Annotated in this window: 26 protein-coding genes and 1 pseudogene; 23 read left to right on the forward strand and 4 right to left on the reverse strand. The window is 29.6% G+C overall.

The genetic code is table 11. The features are described from left to right. Window positions 1–99: 99 nt before the first annotated feature. From H0I23_RS09120 to H0I23_RS09135, 4 genes are all read left to right on the forward strand, one after another. Window positions 100–936, forward strand: coding sequence for a DUF5694 domain-containing protein (locus H0I23_RS09120; RefSeq protein WP_216782918.1), 837 nt, complete (start codon window positions 100–102; stop codon window positions 934–936). 277 nt (window positions 937–1,213) lie between these two features. Then, the gene (locus tag H0I23_RS09125; protein ID WP_216782919.1) at window positions 1,214–1,813 is read left to right on the forward strand and encodes a hypothetical protein; all 600 of its coding nucleotides are present in this window, start codon (window positions 1,214–1,216) and stop codon (window positions 1,811–1,813) included. 85 nt (window positions 1,814–1,898) lie between these two features. After that, the gene (locus H0I23_RS09130) at window positions 1,899–2,369 is read left to right on the forward strand and encodes a hypothetical protein (RefSeq protein ID WP_216782920.1); all 471 of its coding nucleotides are present in this window, start codon (window positions 1,899–1,901) and stop codon (window positions 2,367–2,369) included. A 77-nt stretch (window positions 2,370–2,446) separates the two neighbouring features. Further along, the gene (locus H0I23_RS09135; RefSeq protein ID WP_216782921.1) at window positions 2,447–2,956 is read left to right on the forward strand and encodes a hypothetical protein; all 510 of its coding nucleotides are present in this window, start codon (window positions 2,447–2,449) and stop codon (window positions 2,954–2,956) included. Between the two features lie 113 nt (window positions 2,957–3,069). Here H0I23_RS09135 and H0I23_RS09140 read toward each other — a convergent pair. Then, a pseudogene (locus tag H0I23_RS09140) lies at window positions 3,070–3,300 on the reverse strand (winged helix-turn-helix transcriptional regulator). 129 nt (window positions 3,301–3,429) lie between these two features. Between H0I23_RS09140 and H0I23_RS09145 the strand changes: the two are divergent. The 14 genes from H0I23_RS09145 to H0I23_RS09210 all read left to right on the forward strand — a co-directional run bounded on the left by H0I23_RS09145 (window position 3,430) and on the right by H0I23_RS09210 (window position 14,790). After that, window positions 3,430–3,735, forward strand: a complete 306-nt coding sequence (locus tag H0I23_RS09145; protein WP_216782922.1) for a hypothetical protein — start codon at window positions 3,430–3,432, stop codon at window positions 3,733–3,735. A 16-nt stretch (window positions 3,736–3,751) separates the two neighbouring features. Continuing rightward, complete coding sequence (locus tag H0I23_RS09150) at window positions 3,752–4,129, forward strand: DUF302 domain-containing protein (RefSeq protein WP_216782923.1); 378 nt, start codon at window positions 3,752–3,754, stop codon at window positions 4,127–4,129. A gap of 208 nt (window positions 4,130–4,337) precedes the next feature. Continuing rightward, window positions 4,338–5,126 (forward strand): DUF695 domain-containing protein, encoded by a 789-nt coding sequence (locus H0I23_RS09155; protein ID WP_216782924.1) that lies wholly within the window; start codon window positions 4,338–4,340, stop codon window positions 5,124–5,126. Window positions 5,127–5,194: 68 nt separating this feature from the next. Further along, window positions 5,195–5,569, forward strand: coding sequence for a hypothetical protein (locus tag H0I23_RS09160; RefSeq protein ID WP_216782925.1), 375 nt, complete (start codon window positions 5,195–5,197; stop codon window positions 5,567–5,569). 109 nt (window positions 5,570–5,678) lie between these two features. Further along, window positions 5,679–6,161, forward strand: a complete 483-nt coding sequence (locus H0I23_RS09165) for a hypothetical protein (RefSeq protein ID WP_216782926.1) — start codon at window positions 5,679–5,681, stop codon at window positions 6,159–6,161. 184 nt (window positions 6,162–6,345) lie between these two features. After that, window positions 6,346–8,184 carry a PLP-dependent transferase gene (locus tag H0I23_RS09170; protein WP_216782927.1) on the forward strand — a complete coding sequence of 613 codons (1,839 nt, stop codon included), beginning with the start codon at window positions 6,346–6,348 and terminating at the stop codon, window positions 8,182–8,184. Window positions 8,185–8,629: 445 nt separating this feature from the next. After that, a complete protein-coding gene (locus H0I23_RS09175) occupies window positions 8,630–9,727 on the forward strand; it encodes a serine/threonine-protein kinase (protein WP_216782928.1) in 1,098 nt (365 codons plus the stop codon). 206 nt (window positions 9,728–9,933) lie between these two features. Further along, window positions 9,934–10,464 carry a hypothetical protein gene (locus H0I23_RS09180; RefSeq protein WP_216782929.1) on the forward strand — a complete coding sequence of 177 codons (531 nt, stop codon included), beginning with the start codon at window positions 9,934–9,936 and terminating at the stop codon, window positions 10,462–10,464. Window positions 10,465–10,672: 208 nt separating this feature from the next. Then, window positions 10,673–11,557 carry a hypothetical protein gene (locus H0I23_RS09185; protein WP_216782930.1) on the forward strand — a complete coding sequence of 295 codons (885 nt, stop codon included), beginning with the start codon at window positions 10,673–10,675 and terminating at the stop codon, window positions 11,555–11,557. Window positions 11,558–11,810: 253 nt separating this feature from the next. Further along, window positions 11,811–12,416: a DUF998 domain-containing protein gene (locus H0I23_RS09190; protein ID WP_216782931.1), complete on the forward strand. Its 606-nt coding sequence runs from the start codon at window positions 11,811–11,813 to the stop codon at window positions 12,414–12,416. 229 nt (window positions 12,417–12,645) lie between these two features. Further along, window positions 12,646–13,344, forward strand: a complete 699-nt coding sequence (locus H0I23_RS09195) for a tRNA-uridine aminocarboxypropyltransferase (protein ID WP_216782932.1) — start codon at window positions 12,646–12,648, stop codon at window positions 13,342–13,344. Between the two features lie 307 nt (window positions 13,345–13,651). Continuing rightward, window positions 13,652–13,906, forward strand: coding sequence for an autorepressor SdpR family transcription factor (locus tag H0I23_RS09200; RefSeq protein ID WP_216782933.1), 255 nt, complete (start codon window positions 13,652–13,654; stop codon window positions 13,904–13,906). A gap of 3 nt (window positions 13,907–13,909) precedes the next feature. Next, window positions 13,910–14,557: an SdpI family protein gene (locus H0I23_RS09205; protein ID WP_216782934.1), complete on the forward strand. Its 648-nt coding sequence runs from the start codon at window positions 13,910–13,912 to the stop codon at window positions 14,555–14,557. A gap of 59 nt (window positions 14,558–14,616) precedes the next feature. After that, complete coding sequence (locus tag H0I23_RS09210; RefSeq protein WP_216782935.1) at window positions 14,617–14,790, forward strand: DnaJ domain-containing protein; 174 nt, start codon at window positions 14,617–14,619, stop codon at window positions 14,788–14,790. A 199-nt stretch (window positions 14,791–14,989) separates the two neighbouring features. On the opposite strand, the gene H0I23_RS09215 is transcribed toward H0I23_RS09210, so the two are convergent. After that, window positions 14,990–17,284, reverse strand: coding sequence for a TonB-dependent receptor domain-containing protein (locus H0I23_RS09215; protein ID WP_216782936.1), 2,295 nt, complete (start codon window positions 17,282–17,284; stop codon window positions 14,990–14,992). A gap of 26 nt (window positions 17,285–17,310) precedes the next feature. Then, window positions 17,311–18,606 (reverse strand): sorbosone dehydrogenase family protein, encoded by a 1,296-nt coding sequence (locus tag H0I23_RS09220; protein ID WP_216782937.1) that lies wholly within the window; start codon window positions 18,604–18,606, stop codon window positions 17,311–17,313. 475 nt (window positions 18,607–19,081) lie between these two features. Between H0I23_RS09220 and H0I23_RS09225 the strand changes: the two genes are divergently transcribed. The 5 genes from H0I23_RS09225 (at window position 19,082) to H0I23_RS09245 (ending at window position 21,664) form a co-directional block, all read left to right on the forward strand. Next, window positions 19,082–19,645, forward strand: a complete 564-nt coding sequence (locus H0I23_RS09225; RefSeq protein WP_216782938.1) for a hypothetical protein — start codon at window positions 19,082–19,084, stop codon at window positions 19,643–19,645. Further along, window positions 19,642–20,085, forward strand: a complete 444-nt coding sequence (locus tag H0I23_RS09230) for a hypothetical protein (protein WP_216782939.1) — start codon at window positions 19,642–19,644, stop codon at window positions 20,083–20,085. The genes H0I23_RS09225 and H0I23_RS09230 overlap by 4 nt, the downstream gene beginning before the upstream one ends. Window positions 20,086–20,189: 104 nt before the next feature. Beyond that, window positions 20,190–20,726: a M23 family metallopeptidase gene (locus H0I23_RS09235; RefSeq protein ID WP_254073582.1), complete on the forward strand. Its 537-nt coding sequence runs from the start codon at window positions 20,190–20,192 to the stop codon at window positions 20,724–20,726. 146 nt (window positions 20,727–20,872) lie between these two features. Beyond that, the gene (locus H0I23_RS09240) at window positions 20,873–21,235 is read left to right on the forward strand and encodes a PadR family transcriptional regulator (RefSeq protein WP_216782940.1); all 363 of its coding nucleotides are present in this window, start codon (window positions 20,873–20,875) and stop codon (window positions 21,233–21,235) included. Between the two features lie 6 nt (window positions 21,236–21,241). Next, complete coding sequence (locus H0I23_RS09245) at window positions 21,242–21,664, forward strand: hypothetical protein (RefSeq protein WP_216782941.1); 423 nt, start codon at window positions 21,242–21,244, stop codon at window positions 21,662–21,664. A gap of 83 nt (window positions 21,665–21,747) precedes the next feature. On the opposite strand, the gene pgl is transcribed toward H0I23_RS09245, so the two are convergent. Then, window positions 21,748–22,461 carry a 6-phosphogluconolactonase gene (gene pgl / locus H0I23_RS09250; RefSeq protein WP_216782942.1) on the reverse strand — a complete coding sequence of 238 codons (714 nt, stop codon included), beginning with the start codon at window positions 22,459–22,461 and terminating at the stop codon, window positions 21,748–21,750. Window positions 22,462–22,467 lie beyond the last annotated feature (6 nt).

The raw sequence follows: 22,467 nt of genomic DNA on the forward strand, positions 1-22,467 counted from the left end.
TGTTTATAACCTATTAACTATATACCGACAAAACAGAAATAACCGTAATTATACGGTTATCCGTACGTTGTGCTTAATACAAAAAAAAACAATGAAAAAATGAAAAAAATAACTTTTGGAATTCTTATAAGTCTAATTTTTGCTTGTAATGAAAAACCAAATGAAACGGAAAAAACTAATGAAGACACCTCAATAGTTGAAGAAAATAATTCTGACAAAATTAGAGTACTAAATTTTGGAACAGCCCATTTAAGTCAGACGACAGACGCTAATTCTTCAATGATAAATTTAGAAGACCCAAAAGAAAAGGCTGATTTAAAAAAAATGGTACGGAAAATTGCCGAATTTAAACCAACAGTTATCCTTTTAGAATTAGAACCAAAGAATAATGAATATATTAAAAAAACTTTTGCCAAATATAAAAATGACCAAAACGAAAGACTTAATTATTCTGATGAATTAAACTCAATAGGTTTAGAAATTGGTAGATTAAGCGACACAGAAAGAATTTATGGTATAGATAGCCAAATTGGTTTTGATTATCCAAGTTTAATAGAATTAGCAAATAAAACCAAATCCGACAGTTTATTTGTTTCAGAAATGATGGACTATTACAAAAATCTGAATAGTCTTAAATTAGAAGAACAATTTGCAGAGATGAATACTAAAGAATCAAAAATGAAAACATTTGATTTTTATAATTTTTTAGCAACTCAACATTCTGAAAAAAATTATGAAGGAGCAAAAGTAATTTCTGCTTTTTATGAAAGAAATCTGAGAATGTACTCTAATTTAAATGATTTGAAACTATCAAAAAATGATAGAGTATTTATTTTGACAGGTGCTGCACATACAGCCTATTTAGATATTTTTATTGGAAATAGCGAGAAATTTATTTTAGAAAACCCATTGAAGTTCATTAATATTACGGAGTAGTACTAAGCACAACACGGTGTATAAAACATAGCTAATTAAGTGTTTAATTCAAAGTTTTGTGTTTTATTTACTGAGACCGCCAAGTTTTTAATTTGGCTCTTAAACTGAAAAGTTAAATCAAAATATAAAAAATTGGCTCTGTGCTAAACCCAAAATATAGTGTCTTTTTACACGCTACATTTCATACACTGAGCCGTTAGCTTTAATTATGAAAAAAAACTACATGAATTACAAACAAGTTATTAAATTCACAATACCACTAATTACAATACTACTTATGTCTTGTGAAGGCAAGCAAGGTACTGAGGGAGAAAATGGTATGGATGGTCTAATCAGCATAATTAATACTTCCAACGAACCACAAGGTTTGAACTGTGATACTGGTGGAATTAGGTTAGATTCAGGAATTGATGAAAATGTTAATGGGACGCTTGAATCTAATGAAATTCAAAATACATCATTCATTTGTAATGGTTCCAATGGAGTTTCAGATGAGCAGGTAAGGTTTAGATTTGATTTTGGAGGCAATACAACAAGTACAACTCCAATTATTGGAGGAAGTCTTATTAATTTTGACAAGAATTTTTTCGTAGAAGTCGACTCAATTGTTTTTGCTGCAGATCCATATGTAGGGGACATTAGTAATACTTCATTTGTGGAATTATACGATAGGACGAACGAAGAACCCATTGCTAATAGCCTTTTGAGTTCCAATAATCTACCCGAAGATGCTCAATTTTTATATTCTGAAAATATCATTAATCAACTTCCAGATGGTGAAATTACACTTGGAATTAGATTTTGGTCGGAAACGCAAGGACAATTTGCCGCGACGAATTTAAATTCTATATTCTTACTTTTATATCGATCAAATTAAACTTTAACTATTCCTAAAAAGGTATAAAATGCATTAAAACGCATTTTATACAAAACGCTAGGTTTCATTGCTAAAAATATAAATATTGAAACAAAAGACTTTATTAATTATAACTGGAATTATTCTAATTGGATTTTTCTTTTATTACTTAGCTTGGTCTTTTTCACCTGGAAGTTATTCAAGAGCTGAAACTTATGAATTTGATATTCCTGAAAAAACTCTTGTCGAAATAATAAATGAAGTGAAAACAGAGAATAAGGAGCTTGATGCGAAATCATATTTTGGAGATTATAAAGACAAACATTGGCACTCTTTTTATTTTCAATATCAAGACAAAAAACAAATAATCCATACTTGGACAAGACCAAAAAGTAAAACAGTAACGACATTTGCCTTTGTTGGATACAAAAGTAAGAGAGACCTTGGTAACTGGATATCAGCAAATAAATATTTTTGGTGGTGGAAAAACTCGGATGCTAAAAATGAATTTGAAACGAGAATATTAAAAAAAATTGAAGACAAAATAAAAGCAAAATATTTATATTTAGCTAAGTAATAAACCAAAATAATAGTGCTTATCACCTACCCTACGTTTCTTATATGTAACGTTAGCAGCAATATACCCAAACACGAATGAAATTAAGAAAAGAACTTGAACCTAACATAAAAATTGTTTCTGAATTATATCCTATTGTAAAAAAGAAAATACTCAATTTTACAGATTTTTGGGATAACAATCCTGATAATGCCATTTTGAAACATAAAGAAGTGGAAGAAGAATTAAAAATTTTGACAAGTAAAGATATGTCAAATTTTAATTTATGGGAATATTGGGAAGCAGATGGAATTGAAAATCTAGCATTTAGAATATCGCTTCCAAACCCTACTAAAGTTTCAGATTTCAAAAAGAGTGAATTAAAAGAAATTTTAACACGAATTAAAACTTTTGAAAAACCAACAGAATACGATAATGATGAAATTTCAATGTTGCTTTGGGCGAATAAATCTGATTATTATAAAGAGCTAATTAAAGTAAATTTTGATGAATATGATTTTAAATTTTTCATAAGAAATAAAGATAAAAAAGGAAATTATTTTGAATACTCTGTTAATGAAATTATTGAAAACCTATGGAAAGAATAAAAAATACTACTAACAAAGAACTGAGGTAAAACAAACAAATTCTTCGTTAATTTAACGACTCAAATTTACAAATACATATACATTGTCAAAAAAATAAAATTGTGCAGGTTTAATTAATTCTGACCATCTTCTAAACCCCATTTATTTAAACTTCTTAAAATATCTTCTAATGATTTCCCTCTATTCGTTAATCGGTATTCTACTTTAGGCGGAACTACAGGATAAATTTTTCTAGAAATAAGCCCATCTTTCTCTAAATCTCTTACCGTTTGTGTAACCATTTTATTTAAAATTCCTTGAATTTTATTTTGTTACATTCCAGAACGTAAAAATAGATGATAAATTAATTACTTGGTTCTGGACTTTTTACGTCTATTTTAAAGAATATTATATGTGTAATTTATTTGCTAAATTAGGTGTCAACAACGGTTTATAGCCAACGTAAGATAAAAACACAATCTATACTATTATATATGAAAGCAAAAACGACCACGTTCAAAAAAACTTTAAATAAAGAAAAATGTATTACTTTTTTTATTCGATATGGTTACTATATACATACTGAAGATGATAAATTGGTAATATTAAGAAAACCAGGTACAGAGTTTACAAGCGCTGGTGAAAAGTTTCCAAAAGAACTATCGTTTTTCTTTAAAACCGATGAAACTGAAATTAGGTTGAAATATGATACGTATGTTTTATTTGATACTGGCGACTTACAAGAAGAGCTTGATTTAATTTCAAATCGAATAACAAATAATATAGATAACCTCGTTTAAATCACTTAATAAAAGTATGAAATCTGCAATTATTGAAAAAGAATTTAAAATACCTTTTGATGAATTATACAATACCATCCGAGATAATATTGTTTCAAATGGTTTCTTAGTTCTTCATGAAATAGACACTCAAAAAATTGTCAGTACTTTTGAAATTAAAATTAGATCTCTAAAGCAAATATTATTTTTTCATCCAAAATATATTGAAAAAATAACCGCTCAAGATATTTTAGCAATAAATGAAATTCCGATTAAACTGGTTATAGCCGAAAAAGAAGATGGAGTTGTAAGCGTAAGTTTTCCTAACCCTACATTAAATTTAAGCGATTATAATTTAGATCAAAAAATAGCCTCTGAACTTCTTGAACGTGTAACCCGTATTTTAGAAATATAAAATACAACTGTTAATATAAACCTGAGTTAAACAAAAAAGCTCATAGATTCAATAAAACTGATTCTTTTGAGCTTTTTTTTAATGTATTCTTTTCTAATAATTTAGGCATTATTACTATGTAGGTTTCGTTATATAAAATATATTGTAGTATTTTTTCTTAAGTTTATAACTTATTAACTATACACTTATACTTATTAAAACCGATATTATGTTCAAAAATATATTTAATAAAAAGTCAGAAAAAACTATAGACATTAAAAACGACTGGGCTTCTTACTTCTGCAGAGTTGAAGACAAACCTGGTAGTATTCGGTTAAATTTAGCATTAAATGAAATTGCTCCAATAGAAAAATACAAGTACAGAATTTGGTTTTCAATTAAGCTTTTAAAGCCTGATGAGAATGGATTTACTACAAGAGAAGAATTTCCGACCATTTGCGATATTGAAGATGATATTTCTAATGCTTTAGAAAAAGTAAGAGTAATTTTAGTCGGGGCATTAAAAACTAATGGAACATTTGACCTTTATTTTTATTCTAAAAATATTGAAGGTTTTGAAAAAATTATTAATTCTGTTATGAAAAATTACTCCGATTACAATTACGCAACGGATTCTAAAACAGACAATGAATGGAATGATTATTTTAATTTTTTATATCCTGGAGAATATGAATATCAAACTATATTAAACCAACGAGTACTCATGAATTTAGATAAAGAAGGTGACAATTCTGAATCTGAAAGAGAAATTGACCATTGGTTGTATTTTAAAACAGAAGATGATAGAAATAATTACATTCCGAAAATTGAAAAAATAGGATATAAAGTTATTTCAAAAAACAACTTAGAAGAAGGGCAATATTTATATCAATTGAATATTTCAAAAGTAAGTGATGCCTATAGCAATACTATTAATGATTCTGTTTGGGAGTTAATTACGTTATCTAAAGAAGATAATGGTGTTTATGATGGTTGGGGATGCCCAATAGCAAAATAGTTATTTTTGAAATAAAATAACTACTACTTTATTGTTTGCGAATAATAAAACTTAACTACATTTGGAGCGTGAAAAATCATATTAAAATAATAAGCCTAATATTTTTAACAGCCATCTATTGCTTTGCAATTGGTGCTGCTGCTAATCAATCGGTTAATTATTCTAATATTAGTAACGATACAATACCTTCACAAGAAAAGGTAGCATTAGATGTTTCTGCTAAATTATTCTTTCACACATCTGAATCTGAAAGTTTAGTTAGTAGTTATGAAGAGCTACCTAGTTTAGGCTTTAAAAATCCGTTTGCAGGTTTTTTAGCAGCCAACACACCTAGCGAGCGACTTATTGTAAATCAATTACATAAATACACTTCCTACTCAAAAAACATACTGGTTAATTATCGGAAATCCGATATCATCTTCCCTTCTCATTATTTTTGGTAATCCATTTTTTTAGTTATCAAACACTGCTTTTTAGTAGCTGTTTGAATTTATTTTTTTAAGGCTTTGTAAAACAACAAAGTCAATATATAATTATCTAAAAAACTTTATTATGGATTTAGGAAGCGCCATCATTGGCTCTATCTTTTTTGTAATATGTATTGCACCATTCTCGTATATATATTTCAAAGGAGTGAAAACAAAAAATAACATGTTACGATCATTAAATAAAATTGCACAACAGCACAACTCTAAAATAAGTAAACACGAGGTTTGTGGCGATTTTATTATTGGGTTAGATGAAAAAACAAACTTTGTGTATTTCTTAAAACAAAAAAAAGAAGAAACGATTTCACAATTTGTTAATCTATCAGAAGTTCAAAATTGTCAAGCTGTAAAAAGCACCAGAAACATTAAAATGAAAGATAAAAATGTAACTGTGACAGACAGAGTTGAACTTGCTTATATGCCAATAAATAAAGACAAAGTTGAAACAAAATTTGAATTGTATCGCGAAGGCGGTATGCAACTAAATGGAGAAATACAACTTGTTGATGCTTGGTCTAAGCAAATAAATAACCTCATTAGAGCGTAAATTTACAAGAAAAGCCCTGTATAAAACTACAGGGCTTTTTCTTTTATAAAAACTAACTTTGTCACTATAATTACTTAATAAAAACAGACAAAACATAAACTATTAAAAAATTCATAAACAGCATATTACATTTTTTATAAAAATGTTATTAATGTATATTACACACTATATAAAGGCTTAAGTTATGGAGAATACTAAAATTTTAAATTATATAACTGATGTGCTAAAAACTATGCCAACTGACTGGCTAAATTTAACCACACATCGACTTGATATTTATAATGAAAAATTGGCGAAAATTGATTTTTTAAATCAGTTTGAAGATCTGTTTAATAAAAATAACTCTAGTGTATTAGCATTAAGCAAACTGCCTACCTCTTATGATTATATTAGACTGGGCCATCCATTATCATGTATTTTAGAATGGGCTATTGCAAACTTAAATGCTATACCATCAGAAAATGTAATTAGTTTTTCTTCAAAAACGATTCCTATTTTAGCTATTTTAAGAACTAATTTACTAGTGCATAAAAACACTCAAATTGTTTATACAGGTACTTTGCCTAACTCATTTGATCCTGATCTACTAAAAAATATTTACGGGTATAAATTTGAATTAAAGCAGGTTAAAAATGCCTCTGAAATTTCTAAATTTAACGGCAGTACTATTTTTATATCTGAACAGGCCGAAATTGGTACAGTTAATATCGATTCTTCTTTAGATTTTTACGTAAATATACATGATCAATTAGGTAGTGTTATAGTTGTAAACGGTACGCAAAACGACTCTTATATACCAGACATACAACATGTAAGAAGAAGAGAAACGATTGCAATGACACCATCTAACTCCCTTACTGCATTAAAAGCATTAGTAAACAATACTACCACTGAAAACACTACTATTAATGATGATAAAAAAAGTGTAGCCAATGCTATTTCAGCTATTACAGGCACTACTATTAAGCCTTTAATTGGTTCTAGCGGCTTATCTGTTCAGTATGCAATTATGATGGGTCTTGTACATGATGCTATCGAAAACCATAAGGGAAAACCGATTAAATTTATTGTTCCTCCAAATTGTTATGGTGGCACTAATGACCAAGCAAGACGTGTTGCTGCTTGTAACGAGAATGTTGAGATTGTAGATTTACTTGTTGATGGTCATAATGATATGGTACAGAGTATTGATACTATTTTAAATGAAATTGCCAAACAAGATGCCGTACCTTATATTATTGCTGAAATACCAACAAACCCTAGAGTTGAAGTTCCTGACCTAGAGCAATTAAAAGCCGTTTTAAGTAAGCTTAGAAACACGGCTAGTGGCCAACCAGCAATTGACCCCGTTTTTATATTAGATCAAACTTTTTGCCCTAATGTTTTATTCTTAGGTGAAGGTGAAATACTATCTTCTGTCAGAACTATTTCGTATGTCAGCGGCTCTAAATTTCCTAGTGGTGGCCAATGTACTGCTGGTTATTGCGTAGGGAATAACAAAACAGAATCATTACTACAAAAAATAGAAAAGCACCTTATACTTTGCGATAATGAAGCTACGGCATTACAATTAAAAATATTAGCAAAGCAATTACCATCAATGATTCAAAGAATTGAAGATGCTTATAAAAATACACGTGAGTTTGTAAATTTTATTCACGAGGTTTTACCTGCTGCAAAAATTAATTTTGTTTCAGAAGAATTAGCTGAGCAAGGTTTTACACCTTCTGTATTTTCGTTAGACTTGCCTGCAAAAGGAGATACTATTCAAGAAAAAGAAGCTTATAAAAGAGCTGCAAATCATACCTTAATTAATTTAATGATAACAGAAATACCTGACGAAAGTAAGTACTGTGTTAGTTATGGCCAATTGAAAGGTTGTTATTGGACAATACCTGCAACATCAACACAAGGTACTACTAAAGAGGGTGATAAAGATTATATAATTCGTGCATCGCTTTCTCCTAACTTAAACCTTGAATTGCATAAAAAAGTGTTTTTACAATTTGTAAAAGAAAACTAAATAAGTAAACATCAAATCGATATGTTCTTTTAGTATTTTTTTATAAATATTCAATTTATGATAAATTGAACAATCTAAATTGAAGAAAATAACATTTGTGATTATCACCTTTTTTATTTTATCATCTTGTACTACTCAGTAATAATTTTATAAAACGGAAATTGGAAACTTTACTACAAAAGCGGAAATGTTTTAGATAAAAGCACATTAACTAGTGGCAATGGAACATGACGTTATAGGGCAAGAAAGGTTAATTATTAGAAATAACATTATATAAAAATGGTAACTATGTAAATTACATATTTCCAAAAAAAACAAACATAATGTCTGGTTTTAAATAAATATAGTATTTTTTCTTATGTTTATAACCAATTAACTATATACTGATAAAACACAAATAACCGTAATTGTACGGTTATCCGTACGTTAGCTACAATTTAGAAAAATGAAAATCCAAGACCTAAATAACATTGCAGAAGAAGACGATATTGTCTTACAGATTGAGCAATTCAAAATGGGTTTAATTTCACGAGCTACGGGTGGCGATTTTGAACAAAAAGAATATAGTCGTTTAAGGAAAATGGTTTTAGGAATTCCTGGTGTGGAAAAGATAATACCAAGATTTCTAAAACTATGTAGGACAGCAGATGAATTTTGGGGATATATCAAAGGCGCAGCTCCTTCATATGCGGAAAGACGCGTAATAATTGCGGAAGCTCTGAATCCAATTTTGGAAATGGTTGAGTATGAAACGGGAGAAGGTTCTCTTGAATTCAAGAAAAACTATGAAGAAAAGAAAATTATCGGGCAAGGTGGGTTTGGATTAGTTTATTTATTTGAACATAAACTATTAAAACTTCCTTTTGCAGTTAAAATATTTGCTCCGGCATTTCACGAAGGTGGCGAAAAAGAACTTGAAAGGTTTTTTCAAGAAGCAAGAATGCTTTTTAAATTAAATCATCCATCAATTATTAAGGTTTATGATGCTGGTTTAATTGGTCAAAGACCATTTATTCGAATGGAATACTTTGAAGGCTCGAACCTAAATGAGATTTTAAATAAACACGGCAGATTAACACCCGAAAAGGCTCTAATAGCGATGAAAAGCATAATTGAAGGAATGCATTATGCGCACGAGGAAGTCGGAATTATTCACCGTGATTTAAAGCCTAGTAATATTATGGCTTCTGCTCCAAATCAATTTAGAATAATCGATTTTGGATTGGGAATTTTTATTGAAAATGAATTGCATTCTAGATTGACAAAAACTGGAGAAGCAACTATTAGTGGATACTACAATGCTCCCGAATTAATTGAAAATCCAAAGTTGATTGACAAAAGGTCTGATATTTATTCGTTAGGAGCAATTTGGTTTACACTTATCACAGGGCAACCACCAGCAGGAACTTCCATTTTAGAGTCTTTGGAAGAAATTGACGGAATTAGCGAAGATTATATAAAATGTATTGTGAACTGTCTTGCAAACATAAATTTGAGAACAAAAAATTGCGGGTTATTACTTGATGAAGTAAAAAAACTGTAGCTAACAAAGTGTATAAAACATAGCTATTAAGCGCTAAAACGATAGGTTTGCGCCTATTTACGAAGACCGCCAAATTTTTAAATTTGGCTTTTAAAATAGAAAAAGTAAAAACAAAACATAAAAATTCGGCTCTGTGTTAATCCGAAAAGTTAGTGTTATTTTATACGCTACGTTTCATACACAAACCGTTATCTGCAAGCTGAAAAATGTTGAATATAATAAACATAGAAACTATAATAAGTGAATTAGTAAATACTAATAACTCAATTGTAAATTTTCCTAAAAAAAACACTTTTGAGTTTCCTCTTGATTATAAGAACCTTGTCACTCAGATAAAAACGACGGAAATATCTGCTGAATGTGTTCTATTTGACTCGGTTAAATCTGTTAATGTGTCCAAAGAGTTCTCGGATTTAGATTATTGGAATGAAAATTTTGACGCAAAAAAAATCAAAAACTATTGGTTCTTTGGTGCGAATGGACAAGGCGACTCTTGGATTTTAGATAAAAAAAATAATATTTTGTTTTATGACCATAATAATGGGGAAATATCAAATAAGAATTTGGTTGATTTAGAACTAACTTTTCATCAATGGTTACAATTTGCATTTCTTAATAAAGAGTACGAAGAGATTAGTTTAAATAGTGCTTTAACTCCAGAATTGAAAAATATTTATAAATCAAAGCTATCCGAATTAAGCGTTGGTTTTGAAAAAAAATACCCGTTTGACTTATAAAAGCCAGCAGATAACAAAACCTATAAACAATACGGGCTTCAGGCTTAATCGAATGGTTTGCGTATTTTTATGAAGTCGCAAAATCTTTGGGATTTTGCTTTGGACAAAAAAAATAAAACTAAGCAATAAGCTTTAGCTTCGTGCGCAGACGGAAACGAAAAGTTTCCTTACTACCGCACTACGTTTAGCCTAGTCGTTAGCAAATATTATGAGAAGAGTAATTTATTTTTTATTAATAGTCATATCTACATATTATTCATGCAGGCAAAAAAATAAAGAAATTATAACTAAAAAAAATAAAATTATAGATAGCGTTAAAACATATACGCAACCAAGTAAACTGACAAATGAATACGTTAATTTCAATTCTCCAAATGCAATAAACCGAATAGCCGAAATCGAAAACGAATATTTTAATAGCTATCGACTAAATTCAAGTAAATATTATGGAACCAAGTGGTACGATTATGTAGGACTAAGCATGGAATTATCTGACTCGATAACTATTTTCGATAGATATTCTATAGAAAAAGATAACACAAGGTTAGATAGTATGCATTGCACTATTTTTGCTGTAAAGGGTTTAGAATCTGGATTTGGAAAAGAATTTGAAATAATTAAAAAACATCATATCGATATTTGGTCTGATCGTGAATATGCAGGTTGGAGTTTGGGGTATATATTAACAAAGCACTATAATTGGAAAGCATATCTTTTTATTTCAAAATATTCTGACGAATATGATATTTGTATTAGGAATTACAAAAAAGATAAAAAATATCATGTTTGGAAACAGCCAAATATTCCTATCGAAAAAATTTTCGATGTTGATGATGATAAAGATAAAATTAATAGTCTTTTAAAACTTAATGAGTTTGGTTGGGGTTTTAGTAATCAAGGATGGCATACTTGGATCACTAGGTTTGATTATTTGAAAGAATGTAATTGGCTTGGAGCACCTGCTAAAAAATATGACACAGAAGGTAATCAACCTTTATTCTTGAAAACTAAATTTATTGATTACTATGATTATGATTCTCACATAATAGTTTTCCCCCCGAAAAAAAATAAAACATTTGCTAACAAGGTATAAAAAACATAGGACGTTTGTGCTAAACCGAAAGGTCTGTGAATATTTACAAAGTCCACTAAATATAAAATTTGGCATTTATAGAACAAAAGATAAAAGCAAAATATTTATATTTGACTTAGTACCAGTCCGAAACGTATTGCTTATCACCTGCCCTACGTTTCTTATACGAGACGCTACCTGCAAGTAAATAAAATGAGAATTAATCAAAATAATGGATAAAAATAAATTTACTTTTTTAATCGGAATATTAGGAGTGAGTTTCTTTATTGTTTCTTCTATTGTAGGTGGTTTTCTAATTGAAAACTATAGCATATTGAGTCAATATATAAGTGAAACCTATGCAATTGATACTGAATACGGAGTGATTTTAAGAACCTTTGGATTTATCCCAAGTGGAATTCTTCTCACCTTATTTTGCTTTATTGGGGTAACATATTTTCAACCTTCCAAACTAATCAAAATCGGATTTTATGGTATCGGAATATTTTATGGATTAGCCACAGTAATTGTTGGAATCTTCCCTTGTGATAGTGGATGTAATAGACAGTTGGTTGACCCTAGTACTTCTCAATTAATTCATAATCTAATGGGTTTATTAACATATATATTCGTTCCTATATGTATGATTCTAATTGGTGTAGGGTTAAGAAAGTTTTCAAATAACAATAAGTTCTCTGTACAATCAATCGCATATGGAGCAATAAGCATTTTATTTGTCTATTTATTGATCTATAACTCGAATTCTGTATACATCGGACTATATCAACGAATGGTAGAAATAGTATTTATTATATGGATAATTTCCTGTGCTATTACAATTAAAAATAAAAAACCTACAGGTAACAAAGAACTGTGGTAAAAAACATAGCTAGTTTATACTAAATCGGAAGCTTGTGCGTATTTGCAAACACCGCTAAATCTTTTGGATATAGCTTTGAAAAAGAAAAAATAAAACTAAACAAAAAGCTTTAATTAAGTAATAAACGTAACGTACTAACCACTTATCCTACAATCATTATAGATAATGTTATAGCTATTAGAGAAACAAAAAAATATTCACATTGCAAGTAAAAATAAAAAACCCGAGAATGAAATGTTACAAATGTATGAGGCCTACAAGCACATGTATTTGTAAGCACATTAGTACTCTACAAACTAAAACTCGTTTTATTATTCTTATGCACCCTAAGGAGTACAAGAAAGAAAAAAACGGAACGGGGCATATAACTAATCTACAACTTGAAAATTCAGAAATTATAATTGGTGTCGATTTTACCAATAACAATCGCGTAAATGAAATACTGGCTAAAGAAAATAGTTCTTCTTTCTTACTTTATCCAGGAAAAGATAATTTCAACCTATCAGTAAGAAAGAGTTCAGAAATAAATTCTTTTATGGGTAATAGCCCAACCATCTTCCTTATCGATGGCACATGGCCTTGCGCACGTAAAATGCTTAAACTAAGTAAAAACTTGCAACAACTAAAAAGAGTCAGTTTTGATAATAAAATAAAATCAAAATTTATTATAAAACAGCAGCCTGAATCCCTTTGCCTTAGTACTATTGAGTCAGTCTATACTGTATTAAATTTACTTAAGCAAGGTGACTTAGAACAATGCGAAACGAAAGATTTCCTTATTCCTTTTGAAAAAATGATCGAGCATCAACTTGAATATATGTTAAACCCAAATAGTAAAAACTATTGTTCTACCACGAAAATTGACATTGTACCTAAGACCTTGTATAAGAAAAATACGGAACGAAATATTATTTTTGAACAAGATTAAATCTAATTACTGAATCAAAAAAAGTAATCAAAAAAAATGTAGAAAAAAAATAAAAATTCTCTTCTCTCTCAAGCTAATTCACTATTATAAATATCATATCTAAAAACCAAACATACAAGACGAGGCATATAGAAATGCAAACTACTCAAAAGCAAAATATTTATATTTAGCTAAGTAATAAACCGAAACGAATCGCTTACCACCTGCCCTACGTTTCTTATACCTAGACGTTCTATTCCATTTGAAAAACGAAAAACATTTGGACATTTGAAATAATATTTAGATATTTACCTAAATAACTAAACAAATGAATTCACTATTTAAAGCTCTTAATGATGAAACTCGTAGACAAATTGTCGAATTATTAAAAGAGAAAGATATGAATGCAGGAGAGATTGCAGAACAATTCAATATATCCAAGCCAAGTATTTCGCATCATCTTGACATTTTAAAAAGAGCAGATTTAATAACAAGCGAGAAAAAAGGACAATTTGTAGAATATTCATTAAACACTAGCATATTAGAAGATTTAATAAACTGGATAATAACATTAAAAAAATAAATTATGAACCTAAAAAAAGAATTACCACTAATTACAATCGTATTATTACCCTTTATCTATTTTACATACATCTGGAATCAATTGCCCGAAAAAGTTCCTATGCATTGGAATATTAAAGGAGAAATAGATAGATATGGAGAAAAAATGGAATTAATAATAATCCCGATTTTATTACCTCTACTTGTTTATATTATCTTTCTAGTCGTTCCGAAAATTGACCCAAAAAATAAACTGAATAAAATGGGAAATAAACTTCAAACCATAAAGGTTTTATTAACTACTTTTATGTCAATACTAGCCTTATTTATAATTTATTCAGCTAAAAATCAATCTTTCGTCAATCCGAATTATATTATATTATTAATTGGAGTTTTATACATTATACTTGGTAATTATTTTAAAACAATAAAAGCAAATTATTTTATCGGAATTAGAACGCCTTGGACTCTGGAAAATGAATCAGTTTGGAAAAAAACTCATAAATTAGGCGGGAAATTATGGTTTGTAGGTGGGATTATTATTGTGCTTACAAGTTTGATTTTAGATAAAGAACCGAATGTTTCCGTATTTTTAATAATTACTGGAATAATTACAATAATACCAATAGTGTATTCATACATTATATTTAAAAAAGAAATAAAAGCGGCATAGAACACCGTGTATAATTAATTGCTTTGGCAAGTGCTTATTTGGACAAAACACTTTAAATTATGTTCAAAGATTACTACGACATTCAAAAAATTGTACCTCCGGTAACTGCCGAAGAAATTAAAAAAGCATTCAGAAGCCAATGTATGATTTGGCACCCTAAAAAAAATCCTGACATAAGAAAGACCAAAAGATTAATATTGAAGACTCTTCGCTTTAATATTACTATTGAATAATTGAGTACATCTTTAACATAAAAAACGTTGTACAACAATAGTTACCGTTGCACATGCCAATAATTTATACTTTGAAAATTATGACCGCCTTGAAAGACGGTCATAATTTTAAATGCAATTACGCTACTTTTTTTAAAGAAAAGTAAGCGGCCTTTCTACCCTACATTTTTTCAATTTTAATTGAATTTTAATTATTTATTCAAAGTGTATATTCAATTTTCAAACCACTAAACCAATTTCTTGGTATACCAGGATAATAATAACGGGGTTCAGCTGATCCAAATCCTACTGCATTTATAAGTATTGATGATGCATAAGTTTCATTTGTAAAGTTGTTTACACCTACATTAACTCCAATTGTAAGATGATTGGTAATATTATTTTTATAAGATAACTTCGTATTAAAAATAGTGTACGCATCAGAGTACAATGTATTTGCATCGTTAAGAGGCATGTCTCCAATATGTAATATATTAGTGTTCAGACTAAAATTTTTAAGTCCAAAAGATATTCCTCCATTTACTTTGTTATTGGGTACTCCTGTAAGGTCATTACCCGAATAATCATTAATTCTATCTACAAAATCAATAAACCTATTCTGTGTAATTTCAGCATTTATATATGGGGCAATCTTAAATCCATTTATAAATGTATGCGTATATGAAAGGGAAAGTTCAATACCTTTATGTTCTGTTTTCCCTGCATTTCTACCTACATATTGATCATCACCTACGCGCTCTGCTACTAATAAATTATTTATATCTAGCAAATAAGCCGATAATTGTAGATGTAATGCACGATCAAATACATATACCTCGGTACCTATTTCATAATTAAAGCCTGTTTCAGGTCCCAATTCAGGGTTAATAACACCTTCTGGCGTTAATGTTTCTTCAATAGATGGATAATTAAATCCGCGACTTACATTTATATAAGCGTTTGTATTTGGAGTTAATTGGTATAATATATTTAGATTGGGAGCAAAAATAGGATCAAAATTACGATTAGCATCTTTATTATTCTCTCCTGTATTGAATACATCAATAAAATCATAATTAGTCTTATTGATATTTACACCCAACTGTGCCTTTAGTTTTTCAGTAAAAGGAAGTGTTATTGTCGCAAAAACATTTAAATTATTTCGATTCTCGATATTGTCACTAAGCAGTGAACCTTCTAAACTACCATTCCCATTATTATTCTCATACAAATTCTCTTTAGTTTTCCAATTGTATTGATCCCTATAAAATTCACCTCCGAAACTTAAATTTGCTTTTGCTTCTAAAAAATTAAAATCTTTTGCAAAAAGTGTTCGCATCCCGTAACCATTAGTAAATTCATCTAAAATATTAAATGGTCGTGGCTCATAATGATCTAAATAGTTGTAAAACACAGCCGTTGTATTACTGAAGTTTTCAGAAAATAGATGTGTATAATGTATTCCTGCTAGCACTTGCTTATTATCTTCATAACCTTGAGCAGCACCCCAGGTATATGCTGCTTGTGTAGGATCTTCTTCAAAAGCTGATTTACTAATAGAACTCGGTATTTGAGCATTATTATCTGTATAATTAAATAACACACCTATTTCATTTTTTTCATTAAAGGTGTAGTTAGAATTTAATAATAGGGTACTTCTATCATACCTACTATTATCTCGAAAACCATCAAACTCCATATGGTCATAATTTAAATTGAGAGTCGATTTATCAGTCGCTGTAGCAACAGAAATACTATTTTTTATAAATCCGAAACTCCCTACAGTACTACTGTTTTTAATATATGTTTCACCTGCTGAAGCTTGTTTTGAATTCAGTAATAATGTTCCCCCTAAATTAGTTCCGTATTGAGTAGCTTTGGGGCCTTTAACTATTTCTATATCCGAAATATCTTCTGAGTTAAAAGCATCAATATCTGTAGACCCAGTACCATTTGTGATAGGAATACCATTAAAATAAGCTCTAATTTTATTTGTTCCATACAACGTCCGAGATCCTACACCACGTATTACGATCCTGTTCGTATTCAATGCTCCACTCTGTATATAAACCCCTGGAGTTTCATTAATCGCTGAAACTAAATCAACAGGACTGTATTCATCAAATTTAATTGCTGTAGTTTTCGACGTTGGAATAATGACCTTACTTTGCTTTTGATAAGTTGATGAAATAATCACTTCCTCAAGAGCTTGTGTATTTTTCAAAGCAGACAGTTTAAATACGTTGTTATTTTTTGATAATACAAATTCTTTATTATAATAATCAGGATGTTGAAATTTAATTTTAAGGGGTAACTTAAACGTTTCTGCTACGGTAAAAATACCTTTTGCATCTGTTTTAGAAATTATTTTACTATTCCAGAAAATAACGACATCTGAAATTGGATTATTTGTTTCGTTAGTGACCCGACCACTAATATTTTGAGCATATGCTTTATTTATAGTGGCGATTATAAAAACAACCCCCACCATTAAATGTACTGACAAATATTTCATACTGTTCTAATGTTGGTTTTTAGGAATTAATTGGTATAACTTACTTTCCAAATTGTGTTACCTGAATCATCATTTACCAATAAATCTCCTGTAGGCATAACCGTTACACAAACAGGTCTTCCGTATACTTCAGTATCACTATTTTCTGCAATAAATCCAGTAAGAAAATCTTCTGGTTCTGAAATTGGTTTTCCGTTTTCAAATGGAATAAAAACAACACGATACCCAGAAAGTACTGAGCGATTCCAAGAGCCATGTTGCCCTACGAATACGCCATTCATATATTTTTCTGGAAAATTTCCTTCATCATAAAACGTCAAACCTAAAGAAGCGGTATGTGACCCTACAGATACATCTGGTACAATAGTTTTCGCTACTAAGTCTGGAGCTTCTCCTTTTAATCTTGGATCAGGTATAGCTCCATAATAAGCATAAGGCCATCCATAAAAACCTCCTTGTTTTACACTAGTTACATAATCTGGCACCAAATTATCGCCTATTTTATCACGTTCGTTTACGGCTGTCCAAAGATCACCATTTGCAGGGTTCCAGTCCATCCCTACCGGATTTCGGAGCCCACTAGCATATATTTTTTCATTTCCTCCATCTATATCAACCTCTAAAATATTAGCACGACGAACTTCTTCTTCCATACCATATTCGGCAACGTTACTTGCTGAACCCACAGAAATATAAATTTTATCTTCATTTTTATTGGTTATGATATTTCGTGTCCAGTGATTATTGTACCCTCCAGCAGGAAGATTTACAATTTTTTCACCTTTAGAAGGATCTAATTTAGTTTGTCCTGTTTTATAAGGATATTTATAGAGGCCATCTGTATTAGCCACATAAAAATTATTCTTAATAATTAACATCCCCAAAGGTTGTTTTAATTCTTCAAGAAAAGTTTCCCGCATCTCAATTGTACTGTCGTTATTTTCATCTCTCAATAAAGTGATTCGACCCGCACTATTTTTAGTATTAGCCTCACATACAAAAATATCGCCATTAGGACCAATATACGTCCAACGCGGATTTTGGAATCCGTCCGCAAATTTGGTGACTTTAAATCCATCTGGAGCCGTTGGCATTTTCCCAGCAGGCCAGTCCACAAGTTTATTTTCTTTTTTTACTGATTCTGTAGCATATGGTTTTGGTAAAATTAGCTCACCAATCGCAGTTTGAACCGTATCTGCTGGTTGTTGAGAAATCATAGCTTTCACTTCTTCAGACACTTCTATTTTATTTTTTTCTTTAGATTTACAGGCAAATAATACCGCTGCAATAGTGATAATTAATAAGGGAGTAGTTTTCTTCATAATTAAAATTTTTATGAAAATATAGAATTCATTAAATGCTTATTAACTCAATCGATTTTTTAAAATAATTTTAACATTTCTTTATATTTTTTTCAGAATTAAATATTGCTTGAAAATAACTTAAGGCGCCCCAAAAATGAAAAGGTTTTGTTTGTTTATAAAGGTTGTCAAATCTGTTTGATATGATATTTTAATTTAAAAAAAATCAAATCTAAAGTAAATTTTAATTTGTGATAAATACACAGATTTAAGACGCATGTTTGCCAGTAATATTTCATCCTTAAAAAAAGGAAAGCTCTCTAAGATTCCATTATAACTACGTTAGTTTTTATTAGTAAGAAAACCCACTTTAAGTTTATTAATCGGGTAGTAATTACTAATTTTGTATTATAAATACAGCGTAGAAACAACTGTAGTTTTAAATTAGGATTCCTATCAAAACAGATACGGCACAACCTGTAAACATAACTTTTCTATGAGGAAACATAAAGCCATAAGGGTTTTTATGGTATTGACTGTAGTATTGATTCAAATAGTATTTTTAACCACTATTATAAAAGATAAATACGAAAACGATAATTTTGTTGCTATACTATCTATACTCCTTTTAGTGATAACCCTTTTTTTTGGATATCGCTATATAAACTTACATCATAAAAATTACGAATATGAAAAAATAGGAGTCATTATTTGGGTACCCATAGGTGCTATCATTTGTTATTTATTAAATATTTCTGCAGGCTTAGGTAGTGTTTTGTCTGCTGGCATTACTGGCACTTTAGCATCATTAATACCAGAAATAAATAAAGAATCTCGCTATTTAGAAAAATTGCCAGCTGCCATTTACTGTGGTGTTTTTGTTGGTATGTCTAGCTCAGAAATTGTACCCTCCATTGGTTTTGTGGCTGCTGCTGGTCTATTAGCAGGTGTGCTTCTTATGCTCTCTAAAAATTTATTTTTAGGTGTAGGCGGTAAACTAGGTACCGTAGCTTTCGTTGGTGTAATTATTGTTTCATTGCTTTACGGATTGGCCTTATGAATTATGTAATCATATTCATAACTGCTATTCTGGGGGCTTACCTCACTTTTTTTACCAGCGAACGGTTAAAACAAGGTCCGGTAAGGTCATCTGCTGCTCTTTCACTAATTGTAGGACTATTTTTTTATTATTTGCCTGAACTATGTAGTGCATACTTAACAAAAAATATTCCGATTGTATTTATAGGTGCCTCATTTATCGGCATGATATCTCCACAAGCAAAAGGAAACTACATCCGTTTGACTATAGCCGCTAGTTTGTTTAGTATTATATATTTGAATAAAGGTGATTTTTTTGAAGGTTATGGAGGTGCACTGGGAGCCTTAGCTTTTATTGCTCTACTATCAGCCATGGGTTTTTCGGTTATTATCTCCAGAAGTTCTCGACTAAAAAAAGGTATCGTAAAGCTCAGAAACAAAACTTTAAAACAAAGAAAGTAAACCCAACATAAAAACAGGAAGAGAATAAAAATTAGTACTAAAAATAGCACGATTAATATGTGTTTTAGCACTTTTAATTCTGATAATTAGCAAAACATAGTATATTGAAAATTAAAACTGTATTGAAAAAAAGAAACAAAATTTTAATCTGTATTTTAATATTTCTAATAGTAGGATTTTTGATTCCCCAGAATTTACAAATGCCTGTTAAGGGTGCTACAAAATCTGACTATAATGCTAAAACTTTTTGGTTTTCCCCTTGGGGAAAATCTGTCACACATAAAGGAGTTGATATTTTTGCTAAAAAAGGAAATGAAATTAACGCCTCAACTTCCGGTCTTGTTTTATATTCTGGAGAAATAAGTATGGGAGGGAAATTTATTTTAGTACTTGGCCCAAAATGGCGATTACATTATTATGCACATTTAAATGAATTGAAAACATCTTCGTTTTCTTTTGTTAGTAAAAACTCAACAATAGGCACAGTTGGTACCAGTGGTAATGCTGCCGGTAAATCGCCACATTTACATTATTCTATTTTAACAATTATTCCTTATGTATGGAGAATTGATTCGGACAGACAAGGTTGGAAAAAAATGTTTTATTTAAACCCAATTGAATATTTTAAATCTGAAAATTAACTTGATCTTTTAGGTTTTTACCACCATATATTTCTTGCAAAATCATTAATCATAATTTACCTGAAATCTAAAAAAATTAATAAAATATAAAAACTCAAAAATATTTGTATATTTGTATTATACAAGTTGAATAATACTATTTGATTATGAGTAAAAATATATTACCTGATTTACTATCTTCTTGGGAAGAAACCTACAAAAAGGGTCAATTAACATTATGGATATTTCTTGCATTAAAAGATGGACAAAAATATGTTGATGAAATAAAGGAATTTATAGAAACTAAATCGAAGAACACCATCAACTGTGAAGAACAAAGTTTGTATAGAAACTTACGAAAATACCAACATATTGATGTGGTCTCTTTTGAAAATAAAAAAGGAAATAAAGGGCCTGATAGAAAATATTACTTTTTAACTAAAATGGGAAATGAATTACTTGAAAAATTTATTGATAGAAATATCAAATTGTTTTTCTCTACTGAAATAAATAATCTTTTGAAAAAATAAATAGTGATGAAAAAATTAATAACACCGAATTTATCAAAATTCACTTTAGCTGCAGTACTACTTACGATAATTTTCAGAATTGGATTAAGTACTGCTATAACTAACCAAATAACAATAGTAATTATTTTAAGTGCTGTACTTTATGGTATTTTAATGTGGCTCAATGGCAGTTATTTTGGAAAAAAAGAATATGAACACCTACCTATTTATGATATTGGATTTAGGTTTCATTTAGCTACATTTTTAGCACATAATGTAGTGTCTATATTATGGTTTTCATTGGCATTTCAATCAAAATATGAAAACATTAAAGTTATTTATACGACTGCTTTACTATGGTCTATATTTTTAATTATTCACCTAGTTTATTATTTATCTATTCGAAAGTCAACAATAAATAACTTAAACAAAGAAGACCTTTTCGAATAATTAACTACATGCAAATAAATAGCCTAAAAAACAAAGCCTCCCTTTTGAAAAAAAGGGAGGCTTTGTTTTTAAATAAGTTAATACTAACTAATATCTTTAGCTGCATCAGCATCTAAAAACCATATCAATTTTCCTGCTGTAGGCTTTACCAACGTTGCAGGGTAATCTTTATAATTATCTACCTCTTTTACTATCTCTCTTACTTTTTCTGCTTTGCTTGCCCCTGTAACTAAAAAAGCAACAACCTCAGCATTATTTATAATTTTACCAGTTATCGAAACTCTGCGCTGTCCAGATTCTGGGTGTATTGCTACTTCACAATTTTCTTTAGAGTCCCACAAATGTATTTCGTGTGGAAAAACAGAAGCTGTATGTCCATCATCACCCATACCTAAAATTACTAAATCAAATTTAGGTATATTATTCTCACTAGGTAAATTCTTTTCTAAAACATCGCTATATCTAATTGCTTCATTTTTAGGGTCACTCTCTCCTAGTATTCTGTGTATGTTTTCTTGAGGAATCGTTATTTTAGACAATAAATGTTCTACTGTCATTTTATAATTACTCTCATCATCTGTAGGCGCTACACAACGTTCATCTCCCCAATAAAAATGTATATTAGACCAGTCTATTTCTTCCGAAAAAATATCTGCTAAATAATCAAAAACTATTTTAGGTGTACTACCTCCCGATAGCGCTACATTAAACGTTTTTCCATTTGAAGCTGTCTCTTTAAAAAACACAGAAAATTTTTCTGCTACTATTTGCTTTGTATTGTATATTCTAACTTGCATTGTATG

This window comes from Cellulophaga sp. HaHaR_3_176 (assembly GCF_019021925.1).
Taxonomy (GTDB): Bacteria; Bacteroidota; Bacteroidia; order Flavobacteriales; family Flavobacteriaceae; genus Cellulophaga.